Origin of the sequence: Pseudomonas sp. WS 5411, from assembly GCF_012985595.1 — a bacterium.
Lineage (GTDB): Bacteria > Pseudomonadota > Gammaproteobacteria > Pseudomonadales > Pseudomonadaceae > Aquipseudomonas > Aquipseudomonas shahriarae.
The window spans coordinates 398,017-415,416 of sequence record NZ_JAARMC010000003.1; the positions used below are offsets into that span (position 1 = coordinate 398,017).

General features: G+C 61.4%; 13 protein-coding genes. 3 read left to right on the top strand and 10 right to left on the bottom strand.

Annotated features, from left to right (window positions below):
- Positions 1 to 88 precede the first annotated feature (88 nt).
- The 6 genes from HBR93_RS08490 to betI form a co-directional block, all read right to left on the bottom strand.
- Positions 89 to 1,405: a TldD/PmbA family protein gene (locus HBR93_RS08490; protein WP_169960126.1), complete on the bottom strand. Its 1,317-nt coding sequence runs from the start codon at positions 1,403 to 1,405 to the stop codon at positions 89 to 91.
- Complete coding sequence (locus HBR93_RS08495; protein ID WP_120734269.1) at positions 1,405 to 2,847, bottom strand: TldD/PmbA family protein; 1,443 nt, start codon at positions 2,845 to 2,847, stop codon at positions 1,405 to 1,407. Before HBR93_RS08495 ends, HBR93_RS08490 begins: the two co-directional genes overlap by 1 nt.
- 127 nt (positions 2,848 to 2,974) lie before the next feature.
- Positions 2,975 to 3,670: an RraA family protein gene (locus HBR93_RS08500; RefSeq protein ID WP_029297314.1), complete on the bottom strand. Its 696-nt coding sequence runs from the start codon at positions 3,668 to 3,670 to the stop codon at positions 2,975 to 2,977.
- A 246-nt stretch (positions 3,671 to 3,916) separates the two neighbouring features.
- Complete coding sequence (gene betA / locus HBR93_RS08505) at positions 3,917 to 5,617, bottom strand: choline dehydrogenase (RefSeq protein WP_057440344.1); 1,701 nt, start codon at positions 5,615 to 5,617, stop codon at positions 3,917 to 3,919.
- Between the two features lie 124 nt (positions 5,618 to 5,741).
- Positions 5,742 to 7,214 (bottom strand): betaine-aldehyde dehydrogenase, encoded by a 1,473-nt coding sequence (gene betB / locus HBR93_RS08510; RefSeq protein WP_057444317.1) that lies wholly within the window; start codon positions 7,212 to 7,214, stop codon positions 5,742 to 5,744.
- A gap of 111 nt (positions 7,215 to 7,325) precedes the next feature.
- On the bottom strand, positions 7,326 to 7,919 hold the full coding sequence (gene betI, locus HBR93_RS08515) for a transcriptional regulator BetI (protein WP_057440248.1): 594 nt from the start codon (positions 7,917 to 7,919) through the stop codon (positions 7,326 to 7,328).
- 378 nt (positions 7,920 to 8,297) lie between these two features.
- Here betI and HBR93_RS08520 point away from each other — a divergent pair, with 378 nt between their 5' ends.
- Positions 8,298 to 10,235, top strand: coding sequence for a BCCT family transporter (locus HBR93_RS08520; RefSeq protein ID WP_232545555.1), 1,938 nt, complete (start codon positions 8,298 to 8,300; stop codon positions 10,233 to 10,235).
- 152 nt (positions 10,236 to 10,387) lie between these two features.
- Here HBR93_RS08520 and choV read toward each other — a convergent pair whose 3' ends face one another.
- The 3 genes from choV to HBR93_RS08535 all read right to left on the bottom strand — a co-directional run bounded on the left by choV (position 10,388) and on the right by HBR93_RS08535 (position 13,422).
- Complete coding sequence (gene choV / locus HBR93_RS08525) at positions 10,388 to 11,566, bottom strand: choline ABC transporter ATP-binding protein (protein ID WP_029300678.1); 1,179 nt, start codon at positions 11,564 to 11,566, stop codon at positions 10,388 to 10,390.
- On the bottom strand, positions 11,563 to 12,408 hold the full coding sequence (choW, locus tag HBR93_RS08530) for a choline ABC transporter permease subunit (RefSeq protein WP_057440251.1): 846 nt from the start codon (positions 12,406 to 12,408) through the stop codon (positions 11,563 to 11,565). Before choW ends, choV begins: the two co-directional genes overlap by 4 nt.
- A gap of 66 nt (positions 12,409 to 12,474) precedes the next feature.
- Entirely contained in the window at positions 12,475 to 13,422 is a 948-nt protein-coding gene (locus HBR93_RS08535; RefSeq protein WP_057960844.1) for a choline ABC transporter substrate-binding protein, read from the bottom strand.
- Between the two features lie 427 nt (positions 13,423 to 13,849).
- Between HBR93_RS08535 and HBR93_RS08540 the strand changes: the two genes are divergently transcribed.
- Both HBR93_RS08540 and HBR93_RS08545 read left to right on the top strand, forming a co-directional pair.
- Positions 13,850 to 15,226: an L-serine ammonia-lyase gene (locus HBR93_RS08540; RefSeq protein ID WP_057440252.1), complete on the top strand. Its 1,377-nt coding sequence runs from the start codon at positions 13,850 to 13,852 to the stop codon at positions 15,224 to 15,226.
- 576 nt (positions 15,227 to 15,802) lie between these two features.
- On the top strand, positions 15,803 to 16,906 hold the full coding sequence (locus HBR93_RS08545; protein ID WP_029300670.1) for a GlxA family transcriptional regulator: 1,104 nt from the start codon (positions 15,803 to 15,805) through the stop codon (positions 16,904 to 16,906).
- Positions 16,907 to 17,001: 95 nt separating this feature from the next.
- Here the strand turns inward: HBR93_RS08545 and HBR93_RS08550 are convergent, their stop codons facing one another.
- Positions 17,002 to 17,265: a hypothetical protein gene (locus HBR93_RS08550; protein ID WP_057440253.1), complete on the bottom strand. Its 264-nt coding sequence runs from the start codon at positions 17,263 to 17,265 to the stop codon at positions 17,002 to 17,004.
- Between the last annotated feature and the right edge of the window lie 135 nt (positions 17,266 to 17,400).

Sequence of the window (17,400 nt, forward strand, 5' to 3'; positions counted from 1 at the left end):
TATTCCCCTGTAGGAGCCAGCTTAAATTGTGGCAAGGCGCGCGCTTGTTGTGGCGAGAAGCCCCCTCGCCACAGCACAAGCCGGGCGTTTACAAGGTCAGGGTCAGGCGTTTTACCAACGCGCCCGGCAGCAGGTTGGACGAGGTGTTGCGCTCGCCATAGGTGCTGGCCGACAGCAGCAACTCGCGCTCGGCGGTCAGCGCTTCCAACTGCGACCCCAGCAGGTGGTAGACGCTATCGTCAAAGCGCATGGTGCTGACCGGTGCCTTGATCTCGCCGTCTTCGACCCAGAACGTGGCGAAGCGGGTCATGCCCGTCAGGCGCGCCGCCGGCTGGTCGGAGTAGTTCAGGTACCACAGGTTGCTGATGTACAGGCCGGTGCCCAGTTGCTTGAGGATATCGGCCTGGGCCAGGCTGCCGGCGGCCATCTGCAAGGCGCTGGGGGACTCATCGCCGCCGGCGCCGTTGGTGCTCAAGCCGTATTCGGCGGCGCTGCGCGAGTTGACCAGTTGCCCTTGCGCCTGGCCATTGGCGATCAAGGTCACGTCGTTGCGCGGGTAACCGTCCCGGGAAAACGCCGGGCTCAGGGAGCCGGTGATCTGTTCGCCCATGCCCACCAGCGGGCTCAGGGCCTGGTCGCCAGCATACAGGCGCTGCAACGGGCTGCCCTTGCTGGCGATGGCCTGCGCAGAAAAACCACCCCAGGCGAGCATGCCGATGATTTCTTCCATGGCCGCCGGTGCCAGGTAGGCGCGGTATTGGCCGGGCGCCAGGGTGTGCAAGGGCCGGCCAAGAAACTCCAGTTGTTCGCGGGCTTGCTGCAAACGCTGGGTAAATGCCGCGCTGTCCCAGGCATCGCCGGCGTAGCTGGCCTTGACCGCTTCGCCATTGGCATGGAACAGGCTGAAATCAAAGTTGAAGCTATTGGCCTGGTGCCAGCCAAAAGCCCCCGACGAGCTGGCGAACCCGCGGCTGATCGGCCCGGCGGCATAGATGCCGACCAGGTCGAAACCTTGGGCGCCCTGGCTGATTTCGCCCAGGACTTGATCGAGGTCCGGCAGCGCCTGGGCCTGCTCGCTGCTGTTTTGCCAGGCCGTGTGATTGAGCAGCAGGTAAGGATCTTTGGGCAGCAAGGGCAAGGTGTCGCGCAATTGCTGCAGGCCCTCGGCCAGGCGCTGGCGGTCCACCTCGGGGGTGCCGGCCAGGGTGATGGCCAGGTCGGCGTGCCGGCCATCGTTGATCAGCTTGAGGTTGACGCTGGCCTGCTGTACCTGGCCGGCCTGGCGCACCTTGGCGTGGTTGAAACGCACGAATTCGGACGACTCCGCCGCGTAGCCCAGATGAAACTGTTCCCCATCGGTGATGGCTTGCTTGAGCCATTCCACCAGGTCCTTGAAAGCCTTCATCAGGCGTCTCCCCCAAACACATCCACATCGCTGAAGACACACGCCGGCGATGCATGGCCGACGCGGATCACTTGGTTCGGCTCGCCCTTGCCGCAGTTGGGCGTGCCCAGCACCTTGAAGGTGCTGGCATCGCCCACGGCACTGAGCTTGCGCCAGAACTGCGCGGAAATCGCCCGGTAGTTGGGGTTCTTCACCACGCCCTTGAGTTCGCCGTTCTCGATCAACTGGCCCCACTCGCAGCCGAACTGGAACTTGTTGCGCGCATCGTCGATCGACCAGGAACGGTTGGTCGACATCAGGATGCCGTGCTCGATGCCGCCGATCAGTTGCGCCAGGCTCTGGTCGCCAGCCTCGATATTGAGGTTGGCCATGCGGTCGATGGGTGCGCGGTTCCAACTGCTGGCGCGGCTGTTGGCCACGCCGCCCATGCCCGAGCGGTACTGCGACAGCGCCCCGCCCAGGGGCTTGAGCAGCAGGCCGTTGCGGATCAGGAACTGCTTGTTGGCGGGCGTGCCGTCGTCGTCATGGGCGTAGCTGGCCAGTTGCTCGGGAATGTCCGGGTCAAAGGTCACGTTGAGCAGGTTGGAGCCGTATTGCAGGTGCCCGAAGTCGCTGGCCTTGACGAAGCTGGTGCCGGCGTAATTGCGCTCGTCGCCGAGAATGCGGTCCAGCTCCAGCGGGTGGCCGATGGATTCATGGATCTGCAGGATCATCTGGTCGGGCATCAACAGCAGGTCGCGCGGGCCCTGGGGCGTGTTGGGGGCCAGCAGCAGTTGCAGGGCCTCGTCGGCCACCCGTGGCGCGGCGCCTACCAGGCCGAAGCGGCTGATCACATCAAAGCCGCCTTGCTGGCCAAAGTTGCTGCCACCCAGGGTGCGGGTCTGGCTGTCGTTGCCGTGGTAGGCGGTCACATTGACGCCGGGGAACACAAAACGCTGGGCCTGGCGCAGTTGCGCGCCGGCGCTGTTGAGGTAGATCTGTTCAACGTGGGTGGTGCCCAGGCTGACTTCCCAGTTCACCAGGCGCTCGTCCCTGGGCACGGCCGCTGACTCTGCGCCGAGCAGTTGGTAGCAGTCGCTCAGGGACGGGAAGGCTTGGTCAAGCTCTGGCGACAGGTAGTCGGCGATGTCGCTGGACACCGGCTGGTCGCGCAGGTCGAGCAGGGCGTGGGGCTTGATCCGCCGGGCCTGTTGTTCGGCACGCTCGAGGGCTGCTTGCAGGCCGGTCAGGGAAGTATCGTGGGTGGCCGCGTAGGCTTCGACACCGTTGAGGCGCACGGTGAGCATGGCGCCTTCGTCGCGGCCCAGGTGCGGCGGTTCGGCGACATTCTTGCGTACCGACAGGTACTGGCCGGACTCGCGCACGTAGCGCAGGGAGAAGAATTCGGCGCGGGTGCGCAGGGCGGCGAAATGTTGTTTGAGTTGCGGGTGTTTGTCGAACATGGGGCCTTCCTTGTGGGCGGTGATGGCTTTGAGGGCCCCATCGCAGGCAAGCCAGCTCCCACCTTTTGAATGTGCTCACAAATCAAAATGTGTGAGCTGGCTTGCCTGCGATGCTTTTGCCTTGGCTTTAGACCGGGCAACCCTTGGCGCGCAGGATGGCGTCAAAGCGGTCAGGGTCCAGGGTGCCGGCTTCGATGGCAGCCAGTGTGGCTTTCTCGCGGGCCAGCAGGTCATGGCAGCGCACCAGCAATTCCGGCAGTTCGCTGCGCGAGGCGGCGACCACGCCGTCGCCATCGCCGATCATCAGGTCGCCAGGGGCTACCAGCATGCCAGCGCAGGAGATCGGCACGTTGATCTCGCCGCCGCCGTCAGTGCTCGGGCCACGGTGTACGCCGCCGATGGCGTAGGCCGGCAGTTCGCCGGTCTGCCATTCGTCGAGGTCGCGCAGGGCGCCGTTGATCACCACACCGACAATGCCGGCCTTCAGGGCCATGGCGCGCATGATGCCGCCGAACACCGCGCGGGTCAGGTCGGCGCTGCCGTCGATCACCAGCACATCGCCCGGGCGGGCCATCTGCATGGCTTTGAGAATCATCAGGTTGTCACCGGGGCGCACCCGCACAGTGAGGGCGCTGCCGAGCATTGGTGCATTGCCGTGGAAGGCTTTCAGGCCCAGGCCACCGACGTTACGGCCCAGGCAGTCGCTGACGGCCGCCGCCGGGATCTTGCTGAATTCCTTCAGCCATTTCGGGTCCAGCGGTTCAACGTTTGGATTGATCAGGAAGCCGGTAGGCCATTTGCTCGAAGAAACGACATCAAACATGAGAAAGCCTCGTGGCCAGGCAGAAGCCGGCGTGTCGGTAGGAAGGTGAAACGTTTGCGCGAGGGACTAGATTAGGCCGGCGCGGGGGGTGGGATCAAGGGCGGGGCAGTGTAGGAAGAGTCTGGGAAGATGGGTGTTGGCTGGTCGGGTCTCATCGGGAGCAAGCCCCCTCCCACATTTTGATGTGTGAATACGTTCAAATGTGGGAGCGGGCTTGCCTGCGATAAGAGCGCCGCGGTGTAGCGGTTACTGCGCGGTCGGACCCACTTCACGCAACGGCTTGCCACGCACCGGCGCATCGCCGGCCACGTAGTAGTCCGCGGTGCTGCGCGGCAACTGGCGGCCACGCATCTTGTCGGCGATTTTTTCGGCGATCATGATGGTTGGCGCGTTCAGGTTGCCGGTGGTGATGATCGGCATGATCGACGCATCGACCACCCGCAGGCCCTGCATGCCATGCACGCGGCCTTCGCCATCGACCACAGCCATTTCGTCGGTGCCCATCTTGCACGAGCAGGACGGGTGGAACGCGGTTTCGGCGTGCTCGCGGATGAACTTGTCCAGTTGCTCGTCGGTTTGCACGTCGATGCCCGGGCTGATTTCACGGCCACGGAACGCGTCCAGTGCCGGCTGCTGCATGATTTCACGGGTCAGGCGGATGCCATCGCGGAACTCCTGCCAGTCCTGCTCGGTGGCCATGTAGTTGAAGAGGATGCTCGGGTAGTCCCGTGGGTTCTTCGACTTCACTTGCACACGGCCACGGCTCGGCGAACGCATGGAGCCCATGTGCGCCTGGAAACCGTGCTCTTTCACACCGTTGCTGCCGTTGTAGTTAATCGCGACCGGCAGGAAGTGGTACTGGATGTTCGGCCACTCGAATTCTTCACGGGTGCGGATAAAACCGCCCGCTTCGAACTGGTTGCTGGCGCCGATGCCGGTGCCGTTGAACAGCCATTCGGCACCAATGGCTGGCTGGTTGTACCAGAGCAGCGACGGGTACAGCGAGACCGGCTGGGTGCAGGCGTATTGCAGGTAAAGCTCCAGGTGATCCTGCAGGTTTTCACCGACGCCTGGCAGGTCGTGGACCACCGGGATGTCGAGGCTTTCCAGGAGTTTGGCCGGGCCTACACCGGAACGTTGCAGCAATTGCGGCGAGGCGATGGCGCCGCTGCACACCAGCACTTCCTTGCGCGCGCGGGCTTCAACACGCTCTTCGGCGGCACCGATCAGGTAACGCACGCCGACCGCACGCTTGCCTTCGAACAACACTTTGTCGGCCAGGGCATGGGTGACGATGGTCAGGGTCGAGCGCTTCTTGGCGGTGTCCAGGTAGCCACGGGCGGTACTGGCGCGACGGCCGTTCGGCGTCACGGTACGGTCCATCGGGCCGAAACCTTCCTGTTGGTAGCCGTTCAAGTCTTCGGTACGCGGGTAACCGGCCTGCACGCCAGCTTCAACCATGGCGTGGAACAGCGGGTTGTTACCGGCTTTAGGCGTGGTCACGCTGACCGGACCTTCGCCACCGTGGTAGTCGTTCGGGCCGATGTCGCGGGTTTCGGCCTTGCGGAAATACGGCAGGCAGTCGAGGTAGCTCCAGTCTTCCAGGCCTGGCAGTTTTGCCCAGTTGTCGTAGTCCATGGCGTTGCCACGGATGTAGCACATGCCGTTGATCAGCGACGAGCCACCCAGGCCCTTGCCGCGACCACATTCCATACGACGGCCGTCCATATGTGGCTCTGGATCGGTTTCGTAGGCCCAGTTGTAGCGGCGGCCTTGCAGCGGGAATGCCAGGGCGGCGGGCATCTGGGTGCGGAAGTCCAGGCGGTAGTCGGGGCCACCGGCTTCCAGCAGCAAAACGGTGACGCCTTCGTCTTCGGTCAGACGGGTCGCCAGGGTGTTACCGGCGGAGCCGGCACCCACAATGATGTAGTCGTATTCTTGGGACATAAATGCACCCTCTTTGGAGTTGGTCAGGTCGGGCCCCATCGCAGGCAAGCCAGCTCCCACAATCAAAATGTGGGAGCCGGGCTCGCCCTCGATAGCGGCCCCGCAGGCAATACAGAACTCGGGTTTAGAACACCGAGGCGTAGTCGCCCAGCTCAACCTGTACCGATTTGATGCGGGTGAAGTTGTTCAGCGAGCTGATGCCGTTCTCACGGCCAACACCCGACTGCTTGTAGCCGCCAACCGGCATCTTCGCGTCGGACTCGCCCCAGGCGTTGATCCAGCAGATACCCGCCTCCAACTGATGAATCACGCGGTGGGCGCGGTTCAGGTCCTTGGTCACCAGACCAGCGGCCAAGCCGAAGTCGGTGTCGTTGGCACGACGGATCACTTCTTCTTCGGTCTCGTAGGTGAGGATGCTCATCACTGGGCCAAAGATTTCTTCACGCACGATGGTCATGTCGTCGGTGCAGTCAGTGAACACGGTCGGTGCCACGAATGCGCCCTTGGCGAAGTCGCCGTCGGTCAGGCGGTCGCCGCCGCACAGCAGGCGTGCGCCTTCTTCCTTGCCCTTGGCGATATAGCCCAGCACGCTTTCCATGTGGGCGAAGCTGACCAGTGGGCCGAAGTTGGTGTTTTCGTCTTCTGGGTTGCCAACGCGGATGCGCGCAACACGCTCAACGATCTTGGCTTCAAAGGCGGCTTGCAGGTGCTTTGGAATGAACACACGGGTACCGTTGGTGCAGACCTGGCCGGAGCTGTAGAAGTTGGCCATCATCGCGGTGTCGGCGGCGCGATCCAGGTCGGCGTCGTCGAAAATGATCAGCGGGGATTTGCCGCCCAGTTCCATGGTGACGTCTTTGAGCGAGGAGCTCGAAGCGCTGGCCATGACCTTCTTGCCGGTGTCGGTACCGCCGGTGAAGGAGATTTTCTCGATGCGTGGGTGCTCGGTCAGCCAGGTGCCGACTTCACGGCCGCTACCGGTCAGAACGTTGAACACGCCATCCGGCACGCCAGCTTCGGTGTAGATTTCGGCCAGCTTCAGGGTGGTCAGCGAGGTGACTTCGCTTGGCTTGAAGATCATCGCGTTGCCGGCAGCCAGGGCTGGGGCGGACTTCCACAGGGCAATCTGGATCGGGTAGTTCCACGCGCCGATACCGGCGACCACGCCCAGCGGCTCGCGGCGGGTGTAGACGAACGAGGTGGTACGCAGCGGGATCTGCTCGCCTTCGATGGCGGGCACCAGGCCTGCGTAGTATTCCAGCACATCGGCGCCGGTGACGATGTCGACGTACTTGGTTTCAGAGAAGGATTTACCGGTGTCCAGGGTTTCCAGGGCCGCCAGTTCATCATTGCGCTCGCGCAGGATTTCCACGGCGCGACGCAGGATGCGCGAACGCTCCATGGCGGTCATGGCGGCCCAGATTTTCTGGCCCTTTTCGGCGCTGACCACCGCACGCTCAACGTCTTCGAATGTGGCGCGTTGCACGTTGGCGAGAACTTCACCGTTAGCCGGGTTGATGGCTTCGAAGGTGGCATCGCTGCCAGCGTCGCTGTAGCCGCCGTCAATGTAGAGTTTTTGCAGTTCGAAACGGGCCATAAAGTCCTCGCAAGTGCATAAGTGGTTGGCGTTAACCACCAAAAGGTGCAGCCATAAGGTTCTGGCAACACCGTTCAGTAGCCGTTCAGGGGTTGAGCGTTTATGTGTGCTCTAACTCACCTGCTTGGCCAATTGGAAATCCATGTATTCGTAAGCGATCCGTTGCGCCTGCTCCGTGTCGAAAGCGTCTCCCGACAGGGCGCCGCGCAACCACAAACCGTCGATCAAGGCCGCCAGGCCTCGGGCTGCGCTGCGTGCATCTTCCAGCGGCAGCACACGGCGGAACTGGCAGCACAGGTTGGAATACAGGCGGTGATCGTTGATCCGCTGCAACCTGTGCAAAGACGGGTGGTGCATGCTGGTGGCCCAGAAGGCCAGCCAGGTTTTCATTGCCGGGCCGTTGACCTGGCTGGCGTCGAAGTTGCCGCCGATAATCACTTGAAGGTGCGCCCGCGGGGTGTCTTCCTTCAATGCCTGCCGGCGTTCGTGGACATTCTCGATCAGCACATTCATCAGGTACCGCATCGTTGCGGCGATCAGGCCGTTCTTGTCCTGAAAGTAGTGACTGATGATGCCGTTCGAGACGCCGGCCAAACGGGCGATCAGCGCAATGCTGGCATCCCCCATCCCGACCTGATCTATGGCCGTCAATGTGGCTTCGATCAACTGCTGGCGGCGTATGGGTTGCATACCGACCTTGGGCATGTAGCACCTCTCCTTAGGCCTGCCAACGGGCGTAAACGTTCGTCGGCGTGAAGGCCAGTCTATTTTGTTTTGATTGAACGTTCAATCAACAAAGAATAAGATCTGCGACAAATGGTCGCTGCCTACAGGTATTTCCTACGTGTCGGCAGACGCATCTGACATCCGTAAAAACCCTTGAAACAGCCCATGACAGCGCGTTGCTGGGGTCTGGGGTTTTTCGGGATGTCTTTATAACACCCGTCCGTCGACTGCCGAAAAATCGATGGCGTGGGTCAAGCGCTGCCTTGTGTCCTCTCTCGCACTGCCCGGAGCCTCTGTGCCATGAGTTCTGCCTCTCTAATAAAGACCCCACCGGAAAAAGTGCGGGTCAACGGTTGGGTGTTCTACACCTCTACCGCGTTGATCCTGTTGTTGACCGCCGTTCTGATCATCGCCCCGCAAGAGGCCGGCAGAATGCTGGGAGTCGCCCAGACCTGGCTCTCGAAAAGCTTTGGCTGGTATTACATGGTGGTTATCGCCGCCTACCTGGTATTTGTGGTGGGCCTGGCGTTTTCGTCCTACGGCAAACTGAAGCTGGGCAGCAAGGCTGATACCCCGGACTTCAGTTACGGCGCCTGGGCCGGCATGTTGTTCTCCTCGGGCATCGGCATTTCGTTGCTGTACTTCGGCGCGTCCGAGCCGTTGGACCACTACTTCAACCCGCCCGAAGGCGCCGCCGCCACCCATATGGCCGCGCGCCAGGCGTTGCAGCTGACCTTCCTGCACTGGGGCCTGCATGGCTGGGCGATCTACGCGCTGGTCGGCCTGGCCGTGGCGTACTTCGCCTACCGCCATAACCAGCCGCTGGCCCTGCGTTCGGCGCTGTACCCATTGATGGGCGAGCGTTGGGTCAAAGGCGCGGCGGGTCACGCGGTTGACGGCTTCGGCATGTTCGTGACCCTGCTGGGCCTGGTGACAAACCTGGGGATTGGTTCGATGCAAGTGTCGTCCGGGTTGGAAAACCTGTTCGGCATGGAGCACAGCAATACCAACCTGCTGATCGTGATCATCGTGATGAGCACCGTGGCAACCATCGCCGCCGTGTCGGGCGTGGAGAACGGCATTCGTCGCTTGTCCAACCTGAACATCGTGCTGTTCAGCGGCCTGCTGATTTTTGTGCTGCTGTTTGGCCCGACCCTGCACCTGCTCAACGGCTTTGTGCAGAACATCGGCGACTACATGAACGGTCTGGTGCTGAAAACCTTCGACCTCTACGTGTACGAAGGCGATGGTGAGAAGTCCGAGCGCTGGATGGGCCTGTGGACCCTGTTCTACTGGGCCTGGTGGATTTCCTGGGCACCGTTCGTGGGCATGTTCATCGCGCGTATTTCCCGTGGCCGTACGGTGCGCGAACTGGTGGCGGGCGTGCTGCTGATCCCGCTGGGCTTTACCCTGGCGTGGCTGTCGATCTTCGGCAACTCGGCCCTGGACCTGGTGCTCAACCATGGCGCCGTGGAGCTGGGCAAGACCGCGTTGGAGCAACCCTCCATGGCGATCTACCAGTTGCTGGAGTACTACCCGGCGTCGAAAGTGGTGATCGGCGTGTCGATCTTTGTGGGTTTTGTGCTGTTCCTGACGCCGGCGGATTCCGGCGCGGTGATGATGGCCAACCTGTCGTGCAAAGGTGGCAACGTGGATGAGGATGCGCCGCACTGGCTGCGGATCTTCTGGTCGGCGGTGATCACCCTGGTGACCATCGGCTTGCTGTTTGCTGGCAACTTTGAAGCCATGCAGACCATGGTGGTGCTGGCGGGCTTGCCGTTCTCGGTGGTGCTGATCTTCTTTATGTTCGGTTTGCACAAAGCCATGCGCCAGGACGTGGCCATCGAACAGGAGCAGGCGCAATTGGCCGAACGCGGCCGTCGTGGTTTCAGCGAGCGCCTGACTGCCCAGGACCTGCAGCCGAGCCAGGCCGTGGTGCAGCGCTTTATGGACAAGAAGGTCACCCCGGCGCTGGAAGAAGCCGCCGTGGCCCTGCGCGCCCAAGGGCTGGATGTGCAGACGCTGCTGGGTAAATCCAAGCGCTGCATTGGCGTGCGGATCGAGATGGAAGGCAACCCGTTTGTCTACGAGGTGAGCCTGGACGGCTACCTGGCGGCGCCGAGTGAGTCGATCGAGGCCGACGAGGAGCGTGCGCGCTACTACCGCGCCGAGGTTTACCTGCACAACGGCGGCCAGGAGTACGACCTGATGGGCTTCACCCAGGAGCAGATCACCCGGGATGTGCTCGATCAGTTTGAAAGCCATCGGCAGCTCCTTGGCCGTGTCTATAGCTGATGGTTGAAGGCGGGTGGTGTCGTCACTGACACCATCTGGTCAAAATGTGGGAGCGGGCTTGCTCGCGATTGCGGTGTATCAGTACCAGATTCATTGACTGATACATTGCAATCGCGAGCAAGCCCGCTCCCACATTTGTTTTGTGTTGCCTTTTAGCCCAGGTTCTTGCCCAGCAGGGCGTGGTACAGCTCGCTGTCCCCCAGAATCCCCACCACTTTGTTGTTGTCGTGCAGCACCAGCTTGTTGCCGGTCTGGTAGCGAATCTGCAAGGCATCGCGCATGCCGATATTCGAATCCACCAAGGTCGGTAGCCGCCCCAGGCCTTCCACGGCTTGCCCCGGCGCCCAGTTCTGCAGGTTCATTGCCACGCCATTTTGCCGCGCGCCCTGGATGGTGTTGCCTTCGGCCAGGTCCAGCCACGAATCGCCGCCCGGATCCAGGCATACCGAGCCGTTGACCCGCTTGCAGTTGTCCAGGGTGCGCATCAGGCTGCGGCCGCACAACACGTTCAGCGGGTTGGTATGGGCGACGAAGGTGCGCACATAGTCGTCCGCCGGGTTCAGCACAATTTCTTCCGGCACGCTGTACTGGATGATCTTGCCGTCTTTCATGATCGCGATCCGGCTACCCAGTTTCAGCGCCTCATCCAGGTCGTGGCTGACGAACACGATGGTCTTGCTCAGTTTGCGTTGCAGCTCCAGCAACTCATCCTGCAGGCCTTGGCGGATCAGCGGGTCGAGGGCCGAGAAGGGTTCGTCCATCAGCAGGATATCGGCGTCCATCGCCAGGGCGCGGGCCAGGCCGACGCGCTGTTGCATGCCGCCCGAGAGTTCGTCGGGCTTCTTGTTGCGCCATTGGGTCAGGCCCACCAGCTCAAGCTTCTCGTCCACCAGCTTGCGCCGTTCCTTTTCGGGGCGGCCCTGCATTTCCAGGCCAAAGCTGATGTTTTCACGCACCGTCAGCCAGGGCATCAGGGCGAACTTCTGGAACACCATGGCAATGCGCTTGGTGCGCATCATTTTCAGCTCTGCCGGGGTGCATGAGGCGATGTCGATCTGGCGTCCTTCATGCTCGACAAACAACTGGCCACGGCTCACGGTGTTAAGGCCGTTGATACAGCGCAACAGGCTGGATTTGCCGGAGCCGGAGAGGCCCATCAGCACGCAGATCTCGCCTTTCTCGATATCCAGGCTGGCCTTTTCCACGCCGACGATCTGCCCGGTCTTCTTCAGGATTTCATTGCGGTGCATTCCCTCGTCCAGCAGCTTGAGGGCTTCGCGTGGGTCTTTGGAAAAAATCACATCGACATTGTCGAATCGGATAATGCTCATGCATCACCCCCTACTTTGGCGTCGGGTTGTTTGCAGATGCGGTCGAGCATGATGGCCAGCAGCACAATCGCCAGGCCGGCTTCAAAGCCCAGGGCAATGTCGGCGGTGTTCAGCGCGTTGACCACGGGTTTGCCGAGGCCGTCGGCGCCCACCAGGGCCGCGATCACCACCATCGACAACGACAGCATGATGCATTGGGTAATACCGGCAGCGATGCTCGGCATGGCGTGGGGCAGTTCGATGCGCGAGAGCAACTGGCGGCGCGAGCAGCCAAAGGCCTTGCCGGCATCCATTAACTCTTGCGGTACATCGCGGATGCCCAGGTAGGTCAGGCGGATCGGCGCGGCAATCGCGAACACCACCGTGGAGATCAGGCCAGGCACCACACCCAGCCCGAAGAGGGTCAGGGTCGGGATAAGGTAAACAAAGGTCGGCACGGTCTGCATCAAGTCGAGCACCGGGCGCATCACGGTGTAGAACATCGGTTTGTGCGCGGCAACAATGCCCAGCGGCACACCGATGACCACGCAGACCAGGGTGGCGAACAGCACCTGGGCCAGGGTCTCCATGGTTTCCTGCCAGTACCCCAGGTTGAGGATCAGCAGGAAGGAGGCAATCACAAATACAGTCAGCCCCCACTTACGTTGAATGTAGTGAGCAAGCAGCGCAATCAGACCGATCAATGCCAGCGGATTGAACCAGGTCAGCGCAAACGTCACGCCGTGGATCATCGTTTCCAGTGTCGATGCGATCGCGTCGAAATAATCGGCGCCGTTCTGCGTCAACCATTCGACGAAGGCAGCGATGTACTGGCCTAGTGGGATTTTCTGTTCAGTCAGCATGGTAGTGAATGTCCACATGCGAAGAGGGAAACATCCTGGGCCGGCGCGCCGGCCCAGGGTCAGCGGTTACTTGTCGAGGTAGGCTTTTACGGCGGCAAGTCCTGGTTTGCCATCAAGGGTGGTGACCCCGGCGAGCCAGGTGTCGAGCACTTGCGGGTTCTTCTTCAGCCAGGCCTTGGCGGCGGCGTCGGGTTTCATTTTGTCGTCGAGGACGTTACCCATCAGGGTGCTTTCCATGTCGAGGGTGAACACCAGGTTTTTCAGGAGCTGGCCGACGTTGCTGCACTCCTGCACGTAGCCCTTGCGGGTGTTGGTGTAGATGGTGGCCTGGCCGTAGTTGGGGCCGAATGAATCGTCACCGCCAGTCAGGTACTTCATCTTGAACCGGGTGTTCATCGGGTGTGGTTCCCAGCCCAGGAATACAATGGCCTGCTCCCGTTTGGTGGCGCGCTCGACTTGCGAGAGCATCCCCGCCTCACTGGACTCGACCACCTTGAAACCTGCGTCTTTCAAGCCGAACTGATTTTTGTCGATCAGGCTCTGGATCGTGCGGTTGCCGTCGTTGCCCGGTTCAATGCCATAGATCTTGCCGCCCAGCTCCTTCTTGAACTTGGCGATATCGGCAAAGTCCTTCAGGCCCTTGTCGTACAGCGCTTGTGGCACTGCCAGGGTGTACTTGGCGTTTTCCAGGTTGGCGCGCACGGTTTCCACGGTGCCGGCATCACGGTACTGCTTGATGTCGTTTTCCATGGTCGGCATCCAGTTGCCGAGGAAGATATCCATGTTCTTGCCATCGGCCAGGGACTTGTAGGTCACAGGCACGGAAATCATCGTGGTTCGGGGCTTGTAGCCCAGGCCCTTGAGGATTTCGCTGGTGGTGGCGGTGGTGACGGTGATATCGGTCCAGCCGACATCGGAGAAGTTGACGGTGCTGCACTGCTCGGGATCAGCAGCGTGGGCCGCAAAGGGAAGACTCAGCATGGCGGCCAACAACAACGGGGGGGAACCTTTCATGGGTTTGGACTCCTGGTGTTTTTCCGGCGGTGCGAGACCGCGCTTATAAGTGTTGCAGTTGGGGCGTGCGAGCAACGTGCAGCCTCGGTACCTTGCAAACGAGTCGAGACTGATCATGTACCAGTGAAAATCTGACGCCTACAGGGTGGGTCGCATCCAGTACAGGGATGGTCGTATCCAGTGTCGGTGACGTCGCATACAGGTTTTTCCACAGGCAAAACTGCACTTTTTCTCGATCTGCGCCGCAAAAAACGGCGATTACGCCCCATTGCGAGGGGACGACGCTGGTGAGCATGGGTATGTCGGTGTCAGACGCCGGACGGCGCAACGAAAGCTTGATGATGCCGCCATCTGGGCGACTTGAGCGTAGCAGCTCCGCCACCAGGCGTTACTGCGCCTGGCCTGTGCTATCGAGGAGTTTCGCGCAATGGCTATCAGCGTTTTCGACCTGTTCAAGATTGGCATCGGGCCGTCCAGTTCCCACACCGTCGGTCCCATGCGGGCCGCGGCGTTGTTCGTCCAGGACTTGCGTGAACGTGCTCTTTTGGAACAGGTGCAGCGCGTCGAAGTTCAGCTGTATGGCTCGTTGTCGGCCACCGGCATCGGGCATGGCAGCGACAATGCAGTGATCATGGGGCTGATGGGCGAGTGGCCGGATGCGATTGATCCGTCGCAGATCGGCCCGCGTATCGAGACCCTGCGTGAGACGCAGACGCTGCTGCTGGACAACCGTGTGCCGGTGCCCTTTGTGTGGTCGCGGGACATGCGCCTGATCGACGAAAACCTGCCGTTCCATCCCAATGCCATGACCCTGGTGGTCTACGGCGCCCAGACCGAGTTGCATCGCGATACCTACTATTCGGTGGGTGGCGGTTTTGTGGTGGATGAGGCCCAGGCGCGCAGCGGCGTGGCGGATATGGACCGCACCGAGCTGCCCTATGATTTTTCCAGTGCGGTGGAGTTGTTGCAGTTGTGCAACACCCACAACCTGCGGGTTGCCGACCTGATGCTGGCCAATGAAAAGGTCTGGCGCTCCGAGGAAGAAATCCGCAGCGGCCTGATGAAACTCTGGCGTGCCATGCAGGACTGTGTCGAGCAGGGCCTCAAGCATGAAGGCATCCTGCCCGGTGGCCTGAATGTGCGCCGCCGCGCCGCCAAGTTGCACCGCAGTTTGCAGGAGCTGGGCAAGCCGAATGTGATCGGCTCGACCTTGAGCGCCATGGAATGGGTCAACCTGTTCGCCCTGGCCGTCAACGAAGAAAACGCCGCCGGTGGGCGCATGGTCACCGCACCCACCAATGGCGCGGCGGGGATCATCCCGGCGGTGCTGCACTACTTTATGAAGTTCAGCGAAGAAGTCACCGAGGCCAATGTGGTGGACTACTTCCTCGGTGCGGCGGCCATCGGCATCCTGTGCAAGAAGAATGCGTCGATCTCCGGCGCCGAAGTGGGTTGCCAGGGTGAAGTCGGTTCGGCCTGCGCCATGGCGGCGGCGGGGCTGGCAGAGATTCTTGGCGCCTCGCCGGAGCAGGTGTGCAACGCCGCCGAAATCGGCCTGGAACACAACCTTGGCCTGACCTGCGACCCGGTGGGCGGCCTGGTGCAAGTGCCGTGTATCGAGCGCAATGCGATTGCCGCGGTCAAGGCGATCAATGCCGCGCAGATGGCCCTGCGGGGCGACGGCCAGCACTTTATTTCCCTGGACCGGGTGATCCGCACCATGCGCGATACCGGCGCGGATATGCATGACAAGTACAAGGAGACCTCGCGGGGCGGGTTGGCGGTGAGTGCTGTCGAGTGTTAAGCGAACGCAATGCTCAAAGCAGTGAAGATCAAATGTGGGAGCGGGCTTGCTCGAAGACGTCGGCCCAGCAAACGTTGATGTTGACTGACCCACTGCTTTCGCGAGCAAGCCCGCTCCCACAGGGGATCTGCGCTTAACTGACTGGCACTGGGGCTTGCCCGCGATGGTGGTGTGTCAAACCCCACTGCTCATAAAGTGAACACTCAGCCCCCAACACGCCACCTTTTAGCGCGTCGCAAACAGATAAGTAGCCCCCAAACGATTTCCCTCCCGACCACCCGTCACCTGTGCGTGTGGTGACACACTTTTCCTATGCCCTGAAAGCGCCTTCCCACAAGTGCTACCGATCTGCTCACAGACCCTGAGCGTAGGCTTTTTCCGAGTCATATCCTCACGCCGCGCGCGGGCTTATATAGACACCTCAACAGGTCGTTTTCAGGAGTTATTGAATACCTATTCAACTTTAGGCATGGCATTTGCTCTATCAATTCAAAGCCTCTCTCCTGACGGATGACGAGCGCAATAACAAGAGCCTCGCCTGAGGCCATTACCTGCTTTGTGTGAGGAGATACCGCGATGACGTCGTTCAACTCCGGGGCCCAACCCCAGAACCGTGCGCCTCAATCCATCGGCTTTTTGCTGCTGGACAATTTCACGCTGATTTCCCTGGCGTCCGCAGTGGAACCACTGCGCATGGCCAACCAATTGTCCGGCCGCGAGCTGTATCGCTGGACTACCTTGAGCGTCGACGGCAACCAGGTATGGGCCAGCGATGGCCTGCAAATCACCCCCGATTGCTCCATGCACAAAGCCCCGGCCCTGGACACCGTGATTGTCTGCGGCGGCGTGGGTATCCAGCGCACCGTGACCCGTGAACATGTGTCGTGGCTGCAAAGCCAGGCGCGCCAGTCCCGCCGCCTCGGCGCGGTGTGCACCGGCAGTTGGGCCCTGGCCTGCGCCGGCTTGCTCGACGGGTTTGATTGCAGCGTGCACTGGGAATGCCTGGCGTCGATGCAGGAAGCCTTCCCACGGGTGTCGATGAGTACGCGCCTGTTCACCCTCGACCGCAATCGCTTCACCAGTTCCGGTGGTACCGCGCCGCTGGACATGATGTTGCACCTGATCAGCCGCGACCATGGCCGTGAACTGTCGGCGGCGATTTCCGAGATGTTCGTGTACGAACGTATCCGCAATGAGCAGGACCACCAGCGCGTGCCGCTCAAGCACATGCTCGGCACCAATCAGCCGAAGCTGCAGGAAATCGTCGCGCTGATGGAAGCCAACCTGGAAGAGCCGATCGACCTCGATGAATTGGCCGTCTATGTCGCCGTCTCGCGGCGCCAGCTGGAGCGGTTGTTCCAGAAATACCTGCACTGCTCGCCGTCGCGCTACTACCTCAAGCTGCGCCTGATCCGCGCCCGGCAGTTGCTCAAGCAAACGCCGATGTCGATCATCGAAGTGGCTTCGGTATGCGGGTTTGTGTCCACGCCGCACTTCTCCAAGTGCTACCGCGAATACTTCGGCATTCCGCCACGGGATGAGCGCGTAGGTTCCAACACCACCCAGCAAGTGGCGATGATGCCGATTCCGCAGGCGCTGGTGTTGTCACCGCTGGCCGGGCCGATGTCGGCGTTGAGCCAGGCGCGCAATGAGTCGACGTTTGCCAGTGTAAGGCTGTAGGCCGAGGCGTCTGCATCGCCGGCAAGCCAGCTCCCACATTTGAAGGTATTCACAGATCAAAATGTGGGCGCTGGCTTGCCGGCGATAGCGGTGTATCAGGCCCCGGAATTCTGTTTGAACTGCATCAGGGCCGGCAACAACTGCTTATCAATCGCCTGGCGCACCGCCGGCAGAATCGTCGCGCTGCTGGTGTACATCTGCTCGACCATACCCTTGAGTGCCTTGGCCCGCGCCTCACTCAAACCGCGTACCGCGCATTCACAGGCCTGCTCGGCGGTGGCGCCGCTGGACACCTCGAAACCCAGGGAGCGCAGTTGGCTCAGCAGGTCATCCTGATCAATCAAATCCGCGTGCATCATGATGTTCATCCTGGTTAGGGGAGCCTTTGATTCTGGTGGGCCGCCAGCGGGTCGGCAAGGGCTGAATGACGCGATGGCTGGAACGACTATGAGCAGGTCGTTTTCGGGCCAGTTGCCGAGGGTGGTTGCGGGCAC